At 70.9% G+C, this 20,007-nt stretch carries 19 protein-coding genes; 9 read left to right on the top strand and 10 right to left on the bottom strand.

Annotated elements, in window-relative coordinates; all coding sequences use genetic code 11:
* Position 1 precedes the first annotated feature (1 nt).
* Together CcI156_RS04210 and CcI156_RS04205 are read right to left on the bottom strand one after the other, a co-directional pair.
* A complete protein-coding gene (locus CcI156_RS04210; protein ID WP_254847266.1) occupies positions 2 to 2,635 on the bottom strand; it encodes a ComEC/Rec2 family competence protein in 2,634 nt (877 codons plus the stop codon).
* Positions 2,636 to 2,642: 7 nt separating this feature from the next.
* Positions 2,643 to 3,353 carry a ComEA family DNA-binding protein gene (locus tag CcI156_RS04205; RefSeq protein WP_051569444.1) on the bottom strand — a complete coding sequence of 237 codons (711 nt, stop codon included), beginning with the start codon at positions 3,351 to 3,353 and terminating at the stop codon, positions 2,643 to 2,645.
* A 6-nt stretch (positions 3,354 to 3,359) separates the two neighbouring features.
* Between CcI156_RS04205 and CcI156_RS26570 the strand changes: the two genes are divergently transcribed.
* The 3 genes from CcI156_RS26570 (at position 3,360) to CcI156_RS04190 (ending at position 4,977) form a co-directional block, all read left to right on the top strand.
* A complete protein-coding gene (locus tag CcI156_RS26570; protein WP_076804346.1) occupies positions 3,360 to 3,737 on the top strand; it encodes a hypothetical protein in 378 nt (125 codons plus the stop codon).
* Positions 3,738 to 4,093: 356 nt separating this feature from the next.
* On the top strand, positions 4,094 to 4,288 hold the full coding sequence (locus tag CcI156_RS04195) for a ferredoxin (RefSeq protein ID WP_011435700.1): 195 nt from the start codon (positions 4,094 to 4,096) through the stop codon (positions 4,286 to 4,288).
* Positions 4,289 to 4,413: 125 nt separating this feature from the next.
* Positions 4,414 to 4,977 carry an HdeD family acid-resistance protein gene (locus CcI156_RS04190; protein WP_011435699.1) on the top strand — a complete coding sequence of 188 codons (564 nt, stop codon included), beginning with the start codon at positions 4,414 to 4,416 and terminating at the stop codon, positions 4,975 to 4,977.
* Between the two features lie 69 nt (positions 4,978 to 5,046).
* Here CcI156_RS04190 and CcI156_RS04185 read toward each other — a convergent pair whose 3' ends face one another.
* Positions 5,047 to 6,063 carry an SOS response-associated peptidase gene (locus CcI156_RS04185; RefSeq protein WP_011435698.1) on the bottom strand — a complete coding sequence of 339 codons (1,017 nt, stop codon included), beginning with the start codon at positions 6,061 to 6,063 and terminating at the stop codon, positions 5,047 to 5,049.
* A gap of 66 nt (positions 6,064 to 6,129) precedes the next feature.
* Positions 6,130 to 6,822: a M50 family metallopeptidase gene (locus CcI156_RS04180; RefSeq protein WP_011435697.1), complete on the bottom strand. Its 693-nt coding sequence runs from the start codon at positions 6,820 to 6,822 to the stop codon at positions 6,130 to 6,132.
* Positions 6,823 to 7,047: 225 nt separating this feature from the next.
* Between CcI156_RS04180 and CcI156_RS04175 the strand changes: the two genes are divergently transcribed.
* On the top strand, positions 7,048 to 7,806 hold the full coding sequence (locus tag CcI156_RS04175) for a 1-acyl-sn-glycerol-3-phosphate acyltransferase (protein ID WP_076804345.1): 759 nt from the start codon (positions 7,048 to 7,050) through the stop codon (positions 7,804 to 7,806).
* A gap of 84 nt (positions 7,807 to 7,890) precedes the next feature.
* Here the strand turns inward: CcI156_RS04175 and CcI156_RS04170 are convergent, their stop codons facing one another.
* Positions 7,891 to 9,120 (bottom strand): alkane 1-monooxygenase, encoded by a 1,230-nt coding sequence (locus tag CcI156_RS04170; protein WP_076804344.1) that lies wholly within the window; start codon positions 9,118 to 9,120, stop codon positions 7,891 to 7,893.
* A gap of 204 nt (positions 9,121 to 9,324) precedes the next feature.
* Between CcI156_RS04170 and CcI156_RS04165 the strand changes: the two genes are divergently transcribed.
* Both CcI156_RS04165 and CcI156_RS04160 read left to right on the top strand, forming a co-directional pair.
* Complete coding sequence (locus tag CcI156_RS04165; protein ID WP_049760855.1) at positions 9,325 to 9,537, top strand: hypothetical protein; 213 nt, start codon at positions 9,325 to 9,327, stop codon at positions 9,535 to 9,537.
* A 102-nt stretch (positions 9,538 to 9,639) separates the two neighbouring features.
* A complete protein-coding gene (locus CcI156_RS04160; RefSeq protein ID WP_076804343.1) occupies positions 9,640 to 10,542 on the top strand; it encodes an AEC family transporter in 903 nt (300 codons plus the stop codon).
* Positions 10,543 to 10,613: 71 nt separating this feature from the next.
* On the opposite strand, the gene CcI156_RS04155 is transcribed toward CcI156_RS04160, so the two are convergent.
* Complete coding sequence (locus tag CcI156_RS04155) at positions 10,614 to 11,438, bottom strand: hypothetical protein (RefSeq protein WP_254847265.1); 825 nt, start codon at positions 11,436 to 11,438, stop codon at positions 10,614 to 10,616.
* 358 nt (positions 11,439 to 11,796) lie between these two features.
* Between CcI156_RS04155 and CcI156_RS04150 the strand changes: the two genes are divergently transcribed.
* Positions 11,797 to 12,735, top strand: coding sequence for a proteasome assembly chaperone family protein (locus CcI156_RS04150; RefSeq protein ID WP_011435691.1), 939 nt, complete (start codon positions 11,797 to 11,799; stop codon positions 12,733 to 12,735).
* Between the two features lie 405 nt (positions 12,736 to 13,140).
* A complete protein-coding gene (locus tag CcI156_RS04145) occupies positions 13,141 to 14,031 on the top strand; it encodes a hypothetical protein (protein WP_254847264.1) in 891 nt (296 codons plus the stop codon).
* Here the strand turns inward: CcI156_RS04145 and CcI156_RS04140 are convergent.
* The gene (locus CcI156_RS04140) at positions 13,942 to 15,621 is read right to left on the bottom strand and encodes a DHA2 family efflux MFS transporter permease subunit (RefSeq protein WP_076804342.1); all 1,680 of its coding nucleotides are present in this window, start codon (positions 15,619 to 15,621) and stop codon (positions 13,942 to 13,944) included. The genes CcI156_RS04145 and CcI156_RS04140 overlap by 90 nt on opposite strands.
* A gap of 197 nt (positions 15,622 to 15,818) precedes the next feature.
* On the opposite strand from CcI156_RS04140, the gene CcI156_RS04135 reads away from it, so the two are divergent.
* Positions 15,819 to 16,784: a TetR/AcrR family transcriptional regulator gene (locus CcI156_RS04135; RefSeq protein WP_023840552.1), complete on the top strand. Its 966-nt coding sequence runs from the start codon at positions 15,819 to 15,821 to the stop codon at positions 16,782 to 16,784.
* A 3-nt stretch (positions 16,785 to 16,787) separates the two neighbouring features.
* Here CcI156_RS04135 and CcI156_RS27570 read toward each other — a convergent pair whose 3' ends face one another.
* From CcI156_RS27570 to CcI156_RS04115, 3 genes are all read right to left on the bottom strand, one after another.
* A complete protein-coding gene (locus CcI156_RS27570; protein WP_371681754.1) occupies positions 16,788 to 18,002 on the bottom strand; it encodes a nitrilase-related carbon-nitrogen hydrolase in 1,215 nt (404 codons plus the stop codon).
* A gap of 80 nt (positions 18,003 to 18,082) precedes the next feature.
* Entirely contained in the window at positions 18,083 to 18,796 is a 714-nt protein-coding gene (locus CcI156_RS04120) for an MBL fold metallo-hydrolase (protein ID WP_076804341.1), read from the bottom strand.
* Positions 18,793 to 19,857 carry a PHB depolymerase family esterase gene (locus CcI156_RS04115; RefSeq protein WP_023840551.1) on the bottom strand — a complete coding sequence of 355 codons (1,065 nt, stop codon included), beginning with the start codon at positions 19,855 to 19,857 and terminating at the stop codon, positions 18,793 to 18,795. Before CcI156_RS04115 ends, CcI156_RS04120 begins: the two co-directional genes overlap by 4 nt.
* Positions 19,858 to 20,007: the final 150 nt, after the last annotated feature.

The raw sequence follows: 20,007 nt of genomic DNA, 5'->3' as shown, positions 1-20,007 counted from the left end.
GTCACGATCCGCCCCCGGGCCGGCGGAGCACCACCGAGACGCGGACTCCCGCCCCCGACCCGGAGGCGGCTCCCGCCAGCGACCCGGACTCGGCGGACCCGGCGGGTGCCGCCGTGGCGACCACCGCCACCGCGCCGTCGCGGTCGGTCCGGGCGACGGCCATGCCGGACCGGCGCAGCGTCCGCAAGGTGGACGGCGCGGGATGACCATAGCTGTTCCCGGTGCCGACGCTGATCAGGGCGAATCGGGCCCCGGTCGCCGCGAGGAAGGTGGCGTCCTGATCAGCGGCGCCGTGATGGGGCACCTTGAGCACGTCGGCTCGTAGCGCCGTCCGATCCTCCGGGCTGCCGGTCAACACCCGCTGGGCCGGCGGCTCCACATCCCCGGTGAGCAGGATGGTCACCTCCCCCACCCGTGCGGAGAGCACCAGGCTCGCGTTGTTGGGATCGCTCTCGGTGCCGTGCAACACGGTGCGCGGAGCCAGGACCGTCCAAGAGACCGCCCCCACCTGTGCCCGGGAGCCGATGACGGCCGTCCGCAGCGGCACACCGGCCCGCCGGGTCCACTGTTGGACCCGGTGCCACTGGAGAACGGGTTCCCCCAGCGGACTGCCGAGTACCTCCCCCACCGGAAGCCGGCCGAGCACGGCCGGCAGCCCCTCGACGTGATCGGCGTGGAAGTGGCTGAGAATGACCACCGGTATCCGTCGCACGCCGAGGTCGGAGAGGCAGCGGGTCAGCAGGGCCGGATCGGGGCCGGCGTCGACCAGCACCGCGGTGCCCGGTCCCGCCGACAGCACGAGGGCGTCGCCCTGACCGACGTCGCAGGCGACCAGGCGCCAGCCGGGCGGCGGCCACGGCGCCAGCCGCCCGGCGACGGCGCATCGCGCCAGGAGCAGGCCGACCAGGGCCGCAGCGACCAGTCGCCGCGGCACCCGCCGCCGCAGCGTCGCCACCACGAGCCAGGCGACACCGGCGGCCACGCCCGCTCCCATCACCCCCGTGGGCCACGGCAGCGTCGCGGCAGGAAGATCGGCGCACCGGCCGGCGACCGTCACCAGCCACCAGCACGGCAGATCGGCGAGGTGCGCGAGCAGCCCGGCTGCTGACGGCGACACCGCCGCCACGACCAGCGTCAGTACTCCCAGCACGGTCGCCGGTGCGACGGCGGGCACGGCCAGGACGTTCGCGGGCACCGCCACGAGGCTCAGCCCCCCGCCGGTCCAGGCCAACACCGGGGTGCACGCCAGCTGGGCGGCGGCCGCGACGGAGAGCACCTCGGCGATTCGCGCCGGCAGCCGGCGAGCGAGCGCGTCCCGCCAGCCCGGCGCGAGAACGATCATTCCGGCCGTGGCGAGGACGGACAGCGCGAAGCCGACCGAGAGGGCGAGCGCGGGATCCGCCAGGATCAGGATGATCACGCTCGCCGCCAGGGAGGGCAGCACCGCCCTGGGACGGCCAACGGCGAGCCCGAGCAGGCCGACCAGACCCATCGCCCCGGCACGCAGCACGCTGGCCGAGGGCCGGGYGAGCACGACGAACCCGACGAGAGCGAGGGCTCCCACCGCGGCGCGCGACCGTGRCCCACGCCCGGTCCATCCCATGAGGTAGAGCGCCGAGGCCGTCACGATGGCGACGTTGCTACCGGACACGGCCGTTAGATGGGACATTCCGGCGGCGCGGAAGTCCGCGCGCACCGCATCGTCGAGCCCGGAGACGTCGCCGACCACGAGGCCGGGCAGCAGCCCGCGACGCGGTTCAGGCAGTCCCCCAGCGGCTCGACGCAGCCCGGCCCGCAGCCCCCCGGCGATTCGTTGGATCATTGCGGGTCCGCCGCGGGTCCGCGGTGGGCCGTCGGCGAACAGGACGGCGGCCACGGTGTCACCGACCCGGGGTTCGGCGAGCCTGCCGGAGACGACCAGGTGCTGGCTGGGCAGCAGAGCACCCCAGCCGCCACCCCGCGCGAGCAGGACCATCGGGGCCCGGACCCGCAGATCCGCCGGTGACGCGGTAAGGCGTTCCGCCCGGACGGAGATCACGAAGGTCACGCGATCGGCGCCGCCGCCCTCTCCTCTTCCCTCTCCGGCTCCGGGCCCGGTTCCCGTCCGGACCGCGGTGGACGAGGAGGTGGCGCGGGGATCGTCGGTGACGACGACCTCGGCGGTGACCGGACGGCCATGCCGGACCAGATCGGCGAGCGGGCCGCTGTCACGCGGACGAGCCGCCAGTCCACCCGCGAGAAACCCGGCGGCCAGGAAGACGAGGGCCGTGAGCACGACGACAGTGCCGCCGGAGCACCGCCCAACGCCCCGGGTGAGCGGCGCGCTGCGCGGCTGCGACTGCGACTGCGACGGACGAGACGCGCCMGTAGCCGCCTCGGCCCGAGCGCCGCCCGGTCCCGGGCGAGTCGGCCGACCACCCCGCGGACGGACCTGGAGCAGCAGGAACATCGGAGCCGCGACGAGCACCGCACCGGCGGCGCCCAGCAACGGAACGGACGGCGGCCAGGTGCCGGCACCCGCCGCGCCAGCCCAGGCCATGACCGCCGGGCCCACCAGCCGGGCGTCCATGGGACGGGAAGCCCCGGACGGCCGTTCCGGCAGCGCGAGTCCGGTCTCCATCCCGACGTCGACCACTGGAACGTCAAACCTTCAGCAATGGCAGCAGATCGGCCAGCCGCTTGTCGCCGACTCCGGTCACCTCCGCCAGCTGCTCGGGCGACCGGAAGGGCCCGTGCGCCGTGCGCCACTCGACGATGCGGCGAGCCAGCACAGGCCCCACCCCGGGCAGACCGTCAAGCTCCTCGGCGGTCGCGGCATTCAGGTCGATCGGACCGGTCGCCGCGGTGGAACCGGCGGACCCGAGGCCAGTACCCGCAGGTTGCCCGGCCGCCGTTCCGGGCCGCGCCGGGCCGGGCTTGCCGTCGACGAGGACCTGTTCTCCGTCGACCAGCAACCGGGCCAGGGCGAGGCCGGTCGTGTCGGTGCCCGGGAGCACTCCCCCGGCGCGTTCGATCGCATCCACCACGCGCGCGCCCGCCGGGAGCCGGACGACCCCCGGCCGGGCCACCCGGCCGGCGACGTCGACCACCACCTCGCCGCTCGCCCCGGTGCGGGCGGCCCTGGCCGTCGGTGCCGAAGTCACGCTCGTATCCGTGGCGGAGGTGGCCCCGTGGTCCGAGTGGTCCGACCGGGCGTTGCCAGCCGCCGCCGACTCCCCCGTCCGGGGGGTATCGACCTCGGAGGAGGCGAGCGGCACCGGGCGGTGCTGCCAGGAGAACCAGGCGGTCATGAGCGCGGCGGCGAGGGCGACCAACGCGAGAACGAGGGCGGCCCGGGCGGCCGGCGCCACCACGATGCCATGCAGCGTAGCCGGAAGCCGCCTGCGGATGACGCCGACCAGATCGCCCCGTGGAACTCCCGGCGCCGGCCGGCCGGCCGATGGCCCGCGATCAGGTCCCCGGCCGCCCTCGTCCTCGCCATCGTCCATCTCGCGCCCCRCACGGGGGTGGACCAGACGGGAGTGGACCGGACGGCGCCGATCCGTTCGGCCGGCGACCAGCCGGCCAAGATCGGCCCCTTCCGCCGCGAGCTCGTCCGCGACCCATCCGCCGGCGGCCCGGTCCTCATCAAGGAACACGCCCTCGCGAATCCCGAACAGGTCGGACTCGTCGCCACCGATCTCCTGCTCGTCCTCGGTGAACGTGGCGTCACGAACGCGGCGGGATCCACCAGCTGAGCCGTCCGCTGGGGGGTCCGGCGGACGCAGCGGCACGGTGGCGTCGTCCGACGGCAGCAGGTCCAGCGATGGCCATCGCGACGAAACGGACGTTTCAGGCGGAAATGCGTGGACGGGGAAACGCGGCGACGGGGCCGACAGCGGGTACCCGGGACCAGGGGTGGATTCGACCATGGCTGGACCGTAGATCGATCACGGCGGCTCCCGCTCCGCTCGCCGCCGTCCTGTGGACAGCCGCCCGTCGTCCACAGCCCCCGCCCAGTGGCCTGCCGGGGTCCCGGTTCTGTCGCAGCCACGGGCTCGGCGGTAAGGTCCGCTCGACACTGATTGTGGGAGCACCACTGGGAGGTGCGCCGATGCGCGTGACTGTCGACTACGACCGCTGCGCGAGCAGCGGAACCTGTGTCCGTCTCGTCCCGAACGTGTTCGAGATCCGCGACGACGGCTTCCTCTACCTCCTCGACGAGGAACCCGACGACGCCAGGTGGGACGACATCCAAGAGGCTGTTGACTCCTGCCCGACCGAGGCGATCAGCATCTCCGACAGCTGATCACGACGTGGCGGTCGGCCGGGAGAGTGAGTCGCGGTAGCGACTCGCCGGAACCGGGTAGAGACCTTCTGGCGAGAGCGGCCCGCGCGTATCCGGGCGGAGCCCCGACCCGGGGAGGTGCCTCGATGGCCACGATCTACCGGCAGCACCGACGTCAGCAAGCCCCCAGCGCGCTGTGGCCGGCGTTGCTCCTGCTCGGTGCGGCGGTCACCGTGCTGGGACTTCTGCTGATCACGAACCCCTTCGCGACAGCCCGCACGCTGGCGGTCCTCGCCGGGGTGGCACTCGTGCTCTCCGGTATCAGCGAGACGATCGCCGCGGTCCGGTCGGAGAACACTGCGGGGACCGCCCTGTTCGGGATCATGCTTGCGCTCGGCGGCGTCATCGTGCTGCTGTGGCCGGGAGTCACCCTCCGAGTCGTCGCACTGCTCGTCGGCGCGATACTGATCATCACCGGGGTCGTCCGGGCCCTGGTGACCTGGGCGAGCAGATCCTCGCGCGGGACCGGCCGCGGCATCGCCGGTCCGCTCGCCTTGGCCGCGCTCAGTGTCGTCCTCGGCGTGCTGGCGCTGACCTGGCCGGGAACGACGATCATGGTACTAGCGGTGATCTTCGGAATCCAACTGATCGTCACCGGTGTCACCGAGATCGCGCTCGGGCTCGCGCTTCGCCCGCACGGTCACTCCTGACCTCCGGCGACCATCCGTTCTCCGGATTTCCGGCGGATCAACCCGCGATTGCCGRGCGCGCCCGCCGAGTCACCCGCCTCCCGGCCCCGCGGCGGTGCCTTTGCCCGGGGCATTGACGGGGGTATCGACCGGGTCATGGACGGGGTCATGGACCGGGTCGATGCCGAACGACGACAGATCGACGGTGCCGCCCGCCCGCGTGGACGGACCGGTACCACCGCCGACGGAACCACCGGACCGCTCCGGGTCCACCGCGAGAGCCGTCCGCCCGCCCGCCTGCGCGACGGCCGCGGCGACCACCGGATCGATCTCGACGGGATCGATGAGATGACGACCCTTGTTCCGGACACTGCCCACYTCGGCCGCGACCGGATGCGCCGCGACCACCCCGGCCGGAGCCGGCCGCAGCAGCGAGGCGAACGCGGCGGGATCGCGGACCGAGGGATCCATCCAGCGATCCCAGGCGGCCTCGGGCAGGATCACCGGCGAGCGGTCGTGCAGGAACTCCAGCCCCGCGGCGGCCCCGGTCGTGAGGATCGTGAAGGTCACCAGCGGGGCCTCACCCCGGCGCCAGACCTCGTAGAGACCCGCGAACGCGAAGATCCCGCCGGTCGCGGGATGGCCCGCGGGACGGATGTAGAAGGGTTGCCCCCGCCGCGAGCCACCACCCGGATGAAACCACTCGTAGAAACCGGTCGCCGGGACGAGGCAGCGCCGTGCGGCGAAGGCCGATCGGAACGCCGGCTTGGTCGCCGCCGTCTCCGACCGCGCATTGATCATCTTTGCCCCGATCGTCCGCTCCTTGGCCCAGGACGGCACCAACCCCCAGGTCGCGAGGCGAAGGACCCGCTCGGTCCGGGCGGCAGCCGGCGGCTTCCCGGCCGGGTGCCGGCCGGCCGGAGGGAGGTGCGCCTCACCCCGAAGAGCGCCGTCCGGGAGCTCACGCGGCTCGGCGATGACGATCGGCATCGCCGAGGTGGGCGCCACGTTGTAGTTCTCCGCCACCCCGCCGGCAGTCTCGTCGCGAGCGGACATCGCCGCGGCGAGGTCGTCGGTCTTCAGCTTCTGGGTGTACCGACCGCACATGGCGCCAGTGTGGCACCCGGGTCCGACAGTTCCAGGTTCCGCGCGGAGGTCACCCGAACGCGAAGGTCACCCGAACAGCGTGGCGAGGCCACCGGCCAATGCACCGAGGTTGACCAGGCCGAAGAACCCGACCCAGAGCGTCGGGGGCAGTCCGGTCAACCGCGCGAGCTGATCCGGGTCGGAATCCCCGGCCCGGCGCCGACGGCGCCCCCGCTGCACCTCGATCACCGGGCGGATCGCGCCCAGCAGCAGGAAGCACGCGATGTACGCGGCGAATCCGGCGCGCACGGTCTGCGGCGCGAACCAGGAGACCGCCAGGATTCCCGCGGTACTCCCCAGCACGGACAGGGCCCCGAAACCGTTGCGGATCACGACCAGCATCGCCAGCAGCAGCGCCACGCACAGCTGCAGCAGCAGACTCGTCCGGCCGGTGGCCAGCAGGCCCGCGGCTCCGAGACCGAGCAGAGACGGTGTCGTGTAGCCGGCGGCGACGGTCACGACGACACCCGCACCGGTCGGCCGTCCGGAGGACACGGTTACTCCGGAGGTGTCCGAATGCAGCCGAACGCCGGCCAGGCGGCGCCCCGTCGCGACCGCGGCCAGGGCATGGCCGCCTTCGTGTGCAATTGTTATCACATGTCTGGATATCGGCCATAGGCGGTCGCTGAGTACCGTCAGGGCCGCCAGAATCGCGGCAACGACGAGCACCCACTGCGGCGCCGCCGGCTGCGCCGCAATGCTCCGGCGCAGAATCTCCATTTCCGTCGTCTCTCCCTCATCCGCGCGGTTGGTCCCGCTCCTCCACAGACGCCTGATACGAACATCATCGATCCTGCCCTCACCCCACGCGACGTTGCCTTCCGGTGAAACCGGACCGCGGTATCGCCGGACATCCACGACGACCGGTGTCAGGGGGTGGGGGTAAGGTCGTGTCGCATTCGGCACACCGGGGAGACCGCGAGGAACATCGAGGAGTGGCCCGTCGTGGCGGAGTACGTCTACCGGCCGGTGGTCAGCATGGTGCGGGGACTTTTCGGCGCACTGCGCCTGCGTCTCGACATCCAGGGCAYGGAGAACATCCCGGCATCGGGTGGCGGCATCGTCCTGATCAATCACGTCTCGTACCTGGACTTCGCGCTCGCGGGTCTGCCGTTCTGGATCGCGGAGCGTCGGCTGGTCCGGTTCATGGCCAAGAAGGCCGTCTTCGACCACCGGATCAGCGGGCCGCTCATGCGCGGCATGCACCACATCCCGGTCGACCGGGAGGCCGGCGCAGCGTCTCTGCGCCACGCCCTCGACGCACTGCGCGCCGGGGAACTCGTGGGCGTCTTCCCCGAGGCGACAATCAGTCCGAGTTACTGTCTGGCGACATTCAAGACCGGGGCGGCCCGGATGGCCGCTCACACGAAGGTGCCGGTGRTCCCGGTGATCCTCTGGGGCAGCCAGCGCATTTTCACCAAGGGGCGGCCCTTCAGACTGCGGGACGCGATCGGTGTCCGCGTCTCGATCACGGTGGGCAGGCCCGTCCAGCCCACGGAACTGGGTAAGGGCCGCGACGGCACGGCGCTGCTGGAGAAGGTGATGAACGAGCTGCTCGACGACGCGCAGCGCCGCTACCCGCGACCCGCGCCGGGCGAGCCGGACTGGTGGCTGCCCGCGCATCTCGGTGGCTCGGCTCCTGATCGGCCGGCCGATCAGGACGCCGCCGAGCAGAGCACCTCCGAGGAATCCGGCCAGAGCTGACAGATCATCCCCGCCGGAATCCTTGCCGACCGACGATCTCGCGGACGGCTCTGCGCTGTTACCGTGCGTTATTCAAGGAAGTGCTCACCCACGAACACCGCCCCGGGACGGAGACCCGTCGACCTCGGTACCGGACGGCGGCGGCCCGGRCGGCGACCGGTACCGGGTCAGCAAAGCGGCCCGGCGCGCGGGGTGCAGGTTCGCCCGGCTGACGTCCCCGCCGTAATGCTCGACGACGCGGTCGTCCATCACCCGAAACCACACCGGCGGGAGATACGCCGCGAGCAGGAGCGTGGCGTACCCCGCCGGTAGCTGGGGAGAGGCCTCGAAGGACCGCAGTGCCTGGTAGCGCCGGGTCGGGTTGGCGTGGTGGTCGCTGTGTCGCTGCAACTGGTAAAGCGCCAGATTGCTGATCACGGCGTCGCTGTTCCAGCTGTGCCGGGGGTCGACCTTCTCATAACGCCCGCTCGGAGTCAGCTCCCGGGCCAGGCCGTAGTGCTCGATGTAGTTGACCCCCTCCAACAAGGTGAACCCGAAGGCCGCCTGGGCGACGAGGAAGACGAGTACAGCCGGCCCGAACTCGACGGCCAGCGCCAGGAACAACACCGCGGTGAGCAACCAGCCAAGCACGACCTCGTTGCGCACCGACCAGACCCGTCGGCCGCGCAACCGTAGCCGGGCGGCCTCCAGCGACCAGGCGGAACGCAGGCTGCCGACGACGGTCCGCGGCCAGAACCGCCAGAAGCTCTCCCCCAACCGGGCGCTCGCCGGGTCCGCCGCCGTCGCTACCCGCACGTGATGGCCCCGGTTGTGCTCTACGGAGAAGTGACCGTACGCGGCCGGCGCCAGCATCAACCTCGCCAACCAGCGCTCGAAAATCCCCCGCTTGTGGCCGAGCTCGTGCGCGGTGGTGATGCCCACCCCGGTCACGGTGCCGACCGACACCACCACGCCGATCCGGGCGGACCACGACAGGTCGCCGTTCGTCCAGGCCGAGGCGCCCAGCAGCAGGCCGACGCCCGCCAGCGGCGGGTAGAGATACGTGCACCGGCGGTAGTAACGGTCGGCCTCCAGCGCGGCCCGGATCTCCTCCGGTGGATTGACCGGATCCGGCGGTGTGGTCATGTCGAGCAGCGGAACCAGGACGAAGACGAAGAGCGGGGTGATCCACCAGTGCAGCTCGACACCCGTCCGATGCCACAGGCCGTATCCCACGATGGCCAGCAACGGAACGATGATCGCGGTGAGCCACATGTACCGCTTGCCGTCCCGCCAGGCGAGGCCGCCGGGCGCGGTGAGGACAGGTGCYGCCATCGGTACCTCCGATTTGCCGGCCGGACCGCCGACCGGCGCCGACCGCCACCGCGGGGCGAAAACCCCTGACGGYGCACGATAACTGGACAGTGAGCCTGCCACGTGTCATATACGGTGACAACAGAACGCCGGTCACATCGAGGAGCAGGACCCGTGCAAACAGGTGGCGTGACGCCGTCGCCCGCGGGCCGGCGGTCCCGTTCGATGACCGACTCGCCCCCCTGGATCGGCGGGGTGATGGTCGGCACTCTGTTGCTGTCCACCGTTGTTCTGATCACGTATACGCTGCTTCCCCTGCCCGGCCAGGAACGTCTGGGTGCGGGCAACTACGTCCTCGCCGCCGTGCTGTTCGCCGCCAACATCCTGCTGCCCCGGCTCCTGCGATGGCACCGGCGCCGCCGGAACCACCGGCCATGATCCATCCGCGCGCCGGTCCCCGCCCCAGGCCGGCCACGTGGCCTGTCCCACGCCCGGCGCATCCCGGCGCCTTCCGGGAACTCCGGCTGCCACGATGGCCGAATGTCCGCACTGATCGTGCTCTTGGTCGGCCTGGTGGCGGGCATCGGGGTCCGGCACCGCGGACGACTGCCTGCGGACACCGCCCACGTGATCAACCTCTGGCTGCTGGACGTGGCCCTGCCCGCTCTGACGCTGCGCGCCATGCACGGCATCGTCTTCCCGCCGAACCTCGCGCTCGTCATCGCCGCGCCCTACCTGCTCTTCGTCCTGACGACGGCCGGCTACGTGCTGGCCGGACGAGCGTTGCGGATGCCGCGGGAGGTCGTCGTCGCCCTGATCGCCACGACCGMGGTGGCGAACACGAGCTTCGTCGGCATCCCGATGGTGACCGCCTTCTTCGGCGCGTCGTCGGTCCCGGTTGCCGTGCTCGTGGATCAGCTCGGTTCCTTCCTACTGCTAARCACGGTGGTCCTCGGGACGGTCACGATCAGTGCCGGCGCATCGCTTTCCCGCGCCGAGCTCGCCCGTCGAGTCCTCACCGCTCCGGCGCTGATCGCCTTGGTGGCCGCGCTCGTCCTGCGGCCGGTGACCTTCCCGGGCTGGCTGAACGCCGCGCTGGGGTCGCTCGGTGGCACCCTCACCCCGCTCGCCCTGTTCTCCATCGGTCTGCAACTCCAGGTGCGTGCGGTCCGGGTGTGGTGGCGGGAGCTGGCCCTCGGCCTCGGCGTCAAGCTGGTCGCCGCGYCCGCGCTCGTGGTGGGGATCTACGCGCTGACGGGGAGCGTCGGAGATCACGACGTGCGGGTGGCCCTCTTCGAGGTGGCGATGCCCCCGATGGTCGCCGGCGCACTCATCRCCGCCCGTCACGAACTCGCGACACCGTTGCCGAGCCTGCTGGTGGGAGTCGGGGTTCCGCTGTCGTTCGTGAGCCTGGTGGTCTGGGCGCTGCTCCTCGGGGCCTGAGGAGGTGGGGGGCCTGAGTCGTGCTCGTCCTCCAGTGGGGTCACCGCTGTAGCGGGCGCCCGGCGTGCTGATCACACCCCACGTGGGCGGGTTGACCATGCGTGCGGCGCACCGGGCGGCACCTCCCACGAGCGCGCGCCGTCGGCGCACGGGGCGAGATGTGTGTCCGCGATGGCGGAGAAATCGCCGAAGAACTTGATTTCCAGCCGCTCGCGACAGACACCTCCCTTGCCGTCCGGCGCGAGACGCAGAAAGTACAGCACGCTCGTACCTCCGGCAGCCGGCCGGTCATGCGGGTTGTAGCCGCCACCGTCCCAGTGGAACTCGGCCCGGGTCCGCAACACCCAGCGCAGTCCCTCGATGATGATCGGATTTGGGTCCGGCAACCRCATCGCGAAGTGCCGCTCGAGCTCGAACACGCGTTCCTGCTCGATGAGCCCGGCCGGTAGTCCAGGTGTCCGCCGGAGCATGAAGATCTCCAACGTGCGGTCCGCGCCCGCATCGGACCGCAGCGCGGCGTGGGTGAGACGCACGTCGAGCAGCTCCGCGCGCACCGCGTAGCGCTCGGCCAGCCGGGCCTTCACGATGACGCTGGGCACCAGCGCGCTCGGCCGCACGCCGAGAGCGGGCAACGCCGCGAGCGCGGCCTCGAAGTCGTCCACGGCGATCAGCAGCGCCGCGTGGTCCAAGACGCAGTACCGTGCCACCAGATCGACGAGGGCCGCCGCCTCGTCAAGGCCGTCGAACAGGCCGGCGAGGAGACCCTCGGTGCGCAACGCGCGCAGCGGCGCGCACACGGCCTCAATCCGGCGCACGTCGACGACGTCCAGACCGCTACCAGGCCGTCCGAGGTCGGGATGCCCCGGTGAGGCCGTKAATCCCTGCGCTTCGATCATCCCGTGCCACCTTCCGCCGCGCGGATGTGCATGACGACCGGACACACCACGCCGATTCGTCCAGTCGGGTTCCTGCTCAGTCGGGTCAGGCCACCTTAGGCCGCTGGGCCTGGCCACCACGGCAGATCCGGCCCTGGAGCGTTCCTGGCAGCCTAGCGGGGTTGAGATAACAGCCCGTCACCACCCACCGGCGAATCGCTCCTTACCGGTAAAATTGTCGCATCACCTGTGTGACGAGGCTCGCTGGCATCCCCGGGCCGCGACAGGCCCGTGKAATAAGCCGGTGGAATGAGGAGGCGCGCGCCACGCTTCTTCCTGACGACGGACGCGACCCGTGGCGTAAGGAGGACCTCAACCCGTGCTTGATCCCGATGCACTTTACGATCTTGCCGAGGACCTGGCCGGCGGTTCGATCGATCTCGGCCGTCCCGTCATGCTGGAGGCGATGACCGGGGTGGTTGACGCTGGCAGCGCGGTCAGCCTGGCCGGCGAGCACCTGATGACCGCGCTCGACCACCGGCTACTCGCCACCTTCGACATCGACCAGTTGCTCGACTACCGGTCCCGCCGGCCGACCATGGTCTTCTCCGAGGATCGCTGGGAGAGCTACGAGGATCCCGTCCTCGCGCTGTACCTGTTGCGGGACGAGGCAGGCACTCCGTTCCTGCTGTTGGCCGGGCCTGAGCCAGATCTGCAGTGGAAGCGGTTCACGGTGGCGCTGCGAGGCCTCGTGGCCCGGCTCGGCGTCCGTCTGACGGTCGGGCTGAACGCGATTCCGATGGCGGTGCCGCACACCCGCCCGTTGGTGGTGAGCGCGCACGCGACCCGTAAGGACCTCATCGTGGGGTACGAGCCCTGGCTGCGCCGGCTACAGGTCCCCGGCAGCGCCGGCCACCTGCTGGAATTCGAGCTCGGGCGGGAAGGCCGGGATGCGATGGGTTTCGCCGCTCACGTCCCGCACTACCTGGCGCAGACGACCTATCCGGCGGCCACCGAGGTCCTGCTGACCTCGGTGTCGAAGGCGACCGGGCTCCTGCTCCCGCTGGACGGGCTGCGCTCCGCCGCGGTTGCCATCCAGGACGAGGTCGACAGCCAGATCGCCAGGGGCGGTGAGGCCGCCGCGCTGGTCAGCGCCCTGGAAGAGCAGTACGACGCCTACCAGCGCGGACGGCGCGGGCCGAGCCTGCCGGCCGCGGACGACGTCCAGCCGCTGCCGACCGCCGACGAACTCGGCGATGCCTTGGAGCGTTTCCTCGCCGAGCAGACCGAACCGGACGGTCCCACCCCGAATCCCTGACCCGGGTCAGGGATTCGGATCCCACCAGCCTGACCGGCCCGCTCCCCACCGAGGTCACCTGCCGCAGCCCGCCCTCCGCGGGCCGCCGTGGAGTGGACCGGTCCCGTGCGTGTGGATTGCGCACGGGTCGAGCCGTCGATCGACCAGACGTGAAGGTGGCGGCGCAGGGAAGCCCACACCGCCGATGATCAATCTTTCTATACCATGATCCGAACGCGGTCCGGGTGTGGTTGCATTTAAATTGTGGAAGTAGCTTCTGGTCACCTATGCCAGACCGGGCCAACCGATTGGCTGTACTATTTCGATCCGCTACTCGGAGAGCCAGCCCAGGACGCCTGACAATCGTCTCACTTGATGATCCAGTGACGGAGAGAATCGGACGATGAATCTGCCCGAGACGTCCGCATGACCGCATCCCCCGCCGGACCGGTGCCCACCGCGGCCGGTTCGACGCCGCTCGAGACCGCGGACAGCACGGACCCAGCTGCCGGCACCGACCCGGCCGCCAGCGCGACGCCTGCCGGTCCGGCGGCACCGGCAAACCCGGCGTCACCGCGCGATCCGGAGCCGACGGTCGATCCTGCGCAGACAGCCGATTCCGGGAATCCCGTACCTGCCGTGGCCCCGACGGCCGGCGCCTCGGCGGCCGGACCCACCATGCGCGAGCGGTACCGCTACCTGCGTAAACCAATGCGCACCGCCCTGTTGGCAGTGCATGTGCTGGTGAGTGTCGGCTGGAATGGCGTGGCGTTCGCGCAGCTCGTCCTGGCTTCGACCRCAGCGGCCGATGCCGGTCTTCGGCACTCCGCATATGAGCTCATGCACGTCGTTGACCGGGTCCTCAATATCCCGCTCGCTCTACTCGCCCTGACCACCGGGGTGGTGATCTCGGTAAAGACGAGGTGGGGACTGYTGCGGCACTGGTGGGTGGCGACAAAACTCGTCATCACCGTCGTTGCCGTGATACTCGGCAGCTCCATGATGCGCCCGTTGGTCGTGCGGGCCGGACATGCGACGGATGGGGGGGAGGTCGCCTACGCGGCTCCGACCGTCGCGATCATCCTCGGCGCCAGTGTGATGAACGTCCTGTTCATCACGGCGACGGTGCTGTCCATCGCGAAGCCTTGGGGAAAGACTCCTCGGGGCCGGCGAGCGATGCGCCGCGCCGGGGCGGMTCCCCTGTCCACGCGGCCGGGCCTGCCGGCGTCATCCGCRCCACTGGCCACCGCCTCGGCCGCCACGGGGAGCGGGGACCCGGTACTCCCGACCATCGTGGCGGTTCCCCTCGGCCCCTGAGACGGCGGCGCGGCGGCCGGGAGAAGTTTCATGGCTCTTCAGCTCCCCGTGGTCGCCCGACCGGCGACGGGTGGGGACGGCCCCGGCCGGCCGCGGGAGCTCGACCGGCGGGCCTGACGGGGCGGGCTGCTCCGCGCCGGCTGGCCGTCCCGGCAGCAGAAAGGCGAACGGTGCGGCGAGGACCGTGGACCCGAGGGTCCACCAGAACGCCGTACCGAAGGCGCCGGCCAGCGCCACCGGATCGGCGGGTCCGGTCCCGGCGGGTCGGCCGGTGATCTGGTGGGACAGCACCACGGCGAGGATGGCCGTCCCGAGTGAGCCGCCGATCTGCTGGAAGATCCGCCCCGCGGAGGTGGCGCGCGGAATCTCCTCCCGGCGCAGCCCGTGGTAGGCAGAGGACATCACCGGGATGAGCGCCATGGCCAGCCCGATGCCGCGGACCGTCAGGGAGACCCCGAGCAGCACCTCGCTGGTGTCGGCGGCGACCTGTGTATACGCAACCGATCCCAGCGCGCTGAGCAGAAGGCCGACCAGAACGAACAACCGCGGGCTGCGCCGGTCCGCCACCCGGCCCAGCACAATCAGGGCGATCATCATCCCCAACCCCTGCGGGGCGAGGRGCAGGCCGGCGGCGGCGGCACTGCGGCCACGGGCCTGCTGCTCGTACAGGGGCAGCAGGAACATCGCCCCGAACAGCGAGATCCCGAACAGGAACATCATCCCCGATGAACCGGCGAAGGCCCGGGACCGGAACAGCCGCAGGTCGATGATCGGTTCGACGGCGGTCCGCAGGGCATGCACCGTGAACAGAACGAGCAGGGCCGCGCCGAGGGCCAGCGGCACGATCACCCGCACACCCGTGAAGTCACCCTGCCGGCCGGCCACGGAGAAGCCGTAGACGATCGCGGCCAGCCCCGGGGACAGCAACGCGAACCCGAGAGCGTCGAAGCGATGCCGCCCGGGAGTCCGCACATCCGGCATCCCCAGCCAGGCCAGGACCAGCCCGATCAGGCAGACCGGCACGTTGATGAAAAAGATCCAACGCCAGTCGAGATCGTCGACGATCAGCCCGCCGATGACCGGCCCGAGCACGGGAGTGACCAGCGCGGGCACCCCCACCGCCGCCATCAGGCGGCCCAGCCGTTCCGGCCCGGCCGCCTGCGCGATGATCGTCTGCATCAGAGGCAGAAGCAGGCCGCCGCCGAGGCCCTGCACGATCCGGAAGGCGATGAGACTGCCGGCCGACCATGCCGCCCCACACAGCGCCGAGCCGACGAGGAACAGGACCAGCGACAGCAGCCACATCCGCTTGGCGCCGAACCGCTCGGCTGACCAGCCGGTCACCGGGATCACCATGGCGAGCGCGAGCAGGTAACCGGTACTCACCCACTGGATTGTCGAGATTCCGACGTTGAAGGATCGGGCGAGGGTGTTGATCGCCACGGAGGTGATCGTCGCATCGAGCTGCACCACGACCGCACCGACGAGGACGATCCCGGCGAGACGGATCAGCGCCGGATCGAGCCGATCTCCGCTACCGCCCGTCATGCCCCCGCCCGCCGCGGCGGGCGCCTGGGTCTGCGCTGCCATCACAACCTCCGTACGACCCGAGCAGGATCATCCGCCGCGAACTGGGGCGAGTCGGACCAGGCGCCCGGGAATAGTCCTGGTCGAGCCGCACCCCGCCGACGATACACCGTATCGCTTTCGCTACGCCGTACCTTTGTCCGTACGGTGTAGCCGCCGGACCCGACCGTGTAATCTCGCTGACCACGTAACCTCGCTGTATGTGCGGATCGAGGGGAGCGTGGAACGTCCCGTCGACTCCGGCCGGCCCACCCGCCGCGCCCGCCCCGGAGTTGATCTCCCGCACCGACCCGGACGGGCCCGTCACAACCGCCGGGTCGGGCGACCCGGGCGGGCCGCACACGCCCCAACGTCGCCTGAAGCCCGCGGCTGCGACCGGCTTCGCCCCGTCTCCCGCCCGCCCGGCCGCTCCCCCGACGGCGCTACCGACCGCTCCCCCGACGGCGCCGCCGCACGTCGAGGAATGCGACAGCCCGATGAAGGGCCTGTTGTGGACCCGGCCCGTAGCGCGCCAGAAGCCCCGGCTGAGCCGGGAGGCCATCGTCGACGCGGCGATCACCCTGGCCGACACGGAAGGACTCGACGCCGTCTCTATCCGCCGGGTCGCGGCAGTTCTCGGCGTCCGGCCGATGAGCCTGTACTCCCACATCGCCCGCAAAGACGATCTTCTCGATCTGATGAGCGACCGGATCGCTGCCGAGATCCTCGTCCCCGACCCGCTGCCCGCCGACTGGCGCGACGCCCTGCGTGCCATCTCCCATCAGACCCGGGCCAGCTGCCTGCGCCATCCCTGGATGCTGACCACGTTCGCCGGACGGCCRCACTACGGACCGAACGCGCTGCGCCACGCCGAGCAGTCGGCCGCAGCGGTCGCCAGGCTGCCCGTGCCACCTCGCCGGAAGATCGCGATTCTGCGCGCGGTCGACACGTACACGATCGGGCACGTTCTCGCCGAACTGCGGGCGCGGGACCTCCACTCCCGGACCGACGTCGACAAGGTCGAGCTGACCACCTACCTCCGCGGCCTGATCGCCACCGGCGACTATCCCTTCCTCGCGCAGTTGGGTCCGGGCAACATGACGATCATGGGTGACGACGCGCAGGAGGACTTCGCCGACGGGCTGGAATGGCTGCTGGTCGGCATCACCGCGGCGATCGAGTCCTGAGGGTCAGACGCTGCCGAGCACGCGGGTGATCCGCACCTCCACGACGACACGCCGGGGATTGGCCCGCGGCGCGCGGTAACGCTGCGCATAGCGGAACTCGGCGTCGGCCACACTCGCCGGATCATCCCGGAGCACGGCCAGTCCCTCCAGCGTCGACCAGCGTCGGCCGTCGATCTGGCAGAGCCCGACGGGGGTGCCGTGGGCCGGTCCCGCCGCGATCAGACGGGCCTTGCGGGACCGGGCCGATGTGATCACCCGGGCGATGCCCGCCGCCGGATCAAGTGTCGCGCCGACGGCGACCACGTGCGGGCTGCCATCCGGCCGGACGGTGGTCAGGCTGCACAGGTGCCGCTCTCGCCAGAAGTCAAGAAAGGCCTTGYCACGCCCGGCCAGGTCGAGCAGATGCGCGGGGTCAAGCCGGTTCTGGTGGTCGACCCCGAGCCGGCGATGCGTGAGCACCGGGAACTCGGCACGAACGGCGGCCGGTCGGGACGGGTCCAGCTCCGCGCGCACCGTGGTGGGCCGCGGGCCGGCCTCGGCGAGCACCTCTCCCCACGGATCGACGACGACGCTCGCCCCGGCCATCTCCCGGCCCGCCTGGCGGCCCGCGGCGTTGCAGGCGACGAGATACACCTGGTTCTCGATGGCCCGGGTCCGGGTGAGCACGCGCCAGTGGTCCAGCCTGGCCAACGGCCAGGCCGATACCACCACCACGATCTCGGCACCGCCCTCGGCCAGCAGCCRGAACAGCTCGGGAAACCGGAGGTCGTAACAGGTCGCCAGCCCGACGATGCCGAGTTCGGTGGGGACGGTTCCGACCGTGGCACCCGGCGTCAGCAACCGGGCCTCCGCGGAGCCGTAGCCGAACAGGTGCACCTTGCGGTACGCATGCCGGATCATCCCGTCCGGACCGATCAACACGGTCGTGTTGAAAAGCCGTCCGTCGGCGGACCGTTCCACGATGCTGCCGGCCACCAGGTGGCATCCGCGTTCCCGGGCGGCCTCCCGCAGGGCGGTGACCGTCGGCCCGGTCAACGCCTCCGCCTCCGCCTCGTACCGATCGAAGTGAAAATAGCCGGTGACCCATAGTTCGGGGAGGACGACCAGGTCCGCCTGGGTCTGCCGGATCTCCCCCAGCACCCTGCGCACCCGGTCCGCCGCGTTCTCCTCGTCGGGACAGCCGAGCTGCAGGACGGCGGCACGGACCGGGGCTGTCATACGGGGCTCCTCGCCTTGTCGACCATGCGGTTCCGCAAACACGAGGGTCTTCCCGGCGGCGACCCGGTCGACCGCGGGATTCAGGACAGGCCCAGCATCGCCTTCCACTGCTGGGCGCTCGTCGGCCGGAAGACGTGGTTCATCCGCTTGACCACCGCAAGGTCCTCCGACGCCTGCGGAGAGTACTGGTGGCCGGGGAAGACGGTGGTGGTGTCCGGCAACGCGGCCAACCGAYGCAGGCTGTCGTACATCAGTCCCGCGTCGCCGCCGGGCAGGTCCATCCGGCCGCAGCCCTCGAGGAACAGGGTGTCTCCGGCAACGAGCCGATCGTCGACGAGGAAACACTGGCTGCCGGGGGTGTGGCCAGGGGTGTGCAGCAGCCGCACGGGGATCTCCCCGACCGTCACCACATCGTCGTCGTCATGCTCGACCAGATCGGCCGCGGAGACCTCGGTCGCCCGCCGTACCCACTCCGCCTCGGCCCGGTTCACGTGAATCGGGACGTTCTGCCGGCCGAGCAACTGGCGGACACCCTCGATCTCCAGGCCGAACGCGTTTCCACCGATGTGATCGGCGTGGTAGTGGGTGACGAGCGCGCCGGTGAGCCGCATACCGTCGGCGGCCAGCAGGTTGAGCAGGTCGTCGACCTTGTAGGCGGGATCGACGACCAAGGCCTCGCCGGTCTCGCGGTCACCCACGAGGTAGACGAAGTTGACCATCTGGGTACCGACCGGATCGCCGACGGCGAAGTCGCGGCCGGACAACAGTTGACGGAAGTACAGGCGATCGGTCACCCCGCCAGCCTACGAAGGTCCGGCCCACGGCGGGGCGAGTTGCTCACCAGGGCTACCCGCGGCGGCATGACGGGTGAATGATCCATGTGGTGCACGGTGAAGAAGTCCAGGATCGCGCCGGTGGCGTCGAAGGACCGGCCGGCGGCCGAGTCGGACCGGTCCCGGCGGGCCTCCGGGCTGGCCGGCCACAGATGCGTGCCCCCGGTCACCGTGTCGAGCCGAACCTCGGCACCCCCGAGGCAGTCGACGTACCGCAGGATGATCACTTCGCCTCTGGGCTCGGTCAGCACCGGCGTCGGATTGCAGCCGTAACGGTCGGCGTATGCGCGGATCACCGCCGGAGCCGGCGAGATGTGCGCGGGTCCGCCCGCCACCGCGCCACCCGCATAGGGCACGGACGGATCGGCGGTGCCGTGCACGGCCATGGTCGCCGGGGTACGTCCGGGCGGGCAGCGGACCTCGAACGTCGAGGAGACCATCGCCACGGCCGCGAATCGACCGGATCTGCACACCAGCGCGGCGGCGAACTCGGCACCGTTGGAATGCCCGGCGGCGTAGACAGCACGGTCGTCCAGGCAGAACCGCGCATCCAGATCATCCAGCAGAGCATTCACGAAACCAAAGTCATCCGCCTTACCCGGCTCCCCGAGGGTGTTCCAGCGTCGTGGTGTCCCCAACGCGTCCGGGGTCACCACGATGAAACCGCGGTCGCCGCCCAGGGCGCCCATGCGGGAACGCTGCTCTTCCAACTCCTTATCGGCCTTGAAACCGTGGAAGTCGAAGATCAACGGATAGGCGTGACGCCCGTCGTGACCCACCGGCAGTGTCAACCGGTAGTAGCGACGGACTCCACCCAGAACCAGGGAATGTGCCCCCGAGAGCAGCGGGACCGCCGGCCGCGGTGAGACGCAGGAGGAGCCCGCGGTCGATATTCCCGAGCCGGCAGCGAAACGTCGCGGCACTGCCTTGTCAGAGACGCTGCCGGAGACGCCGGACGAGCCCGCGAAACCGTGCACCAGCTGGACGACAATGACCAGTGTCAGCGCGACGACACCCGGCACGGCGAGATGCCAACGTGCTGGCGGCGGTTTCCGGGACACCGCACCCACGGTACGGACCAGACCAGGCCGAAGGAATACATCGCCGCGACGCCTGCGCGACACCGTCGATTCCCGATGTCGGGACGGCAACCACACCGRCAACCACACCGG

This window comes from Frankia sp. CcI156, from assembly GCF_001983015.1.
GTDB lineage: Bacteria > Actinomycetota > Actinomycetes > Frankiales > Frankiaceae > Frankia > Frankia casuarinae.
The sequence above is the reverse complement of the archived record's forward strand: the minus strand, read 5'-3'. Positions and strand labels throughout refer to the sequence as shown.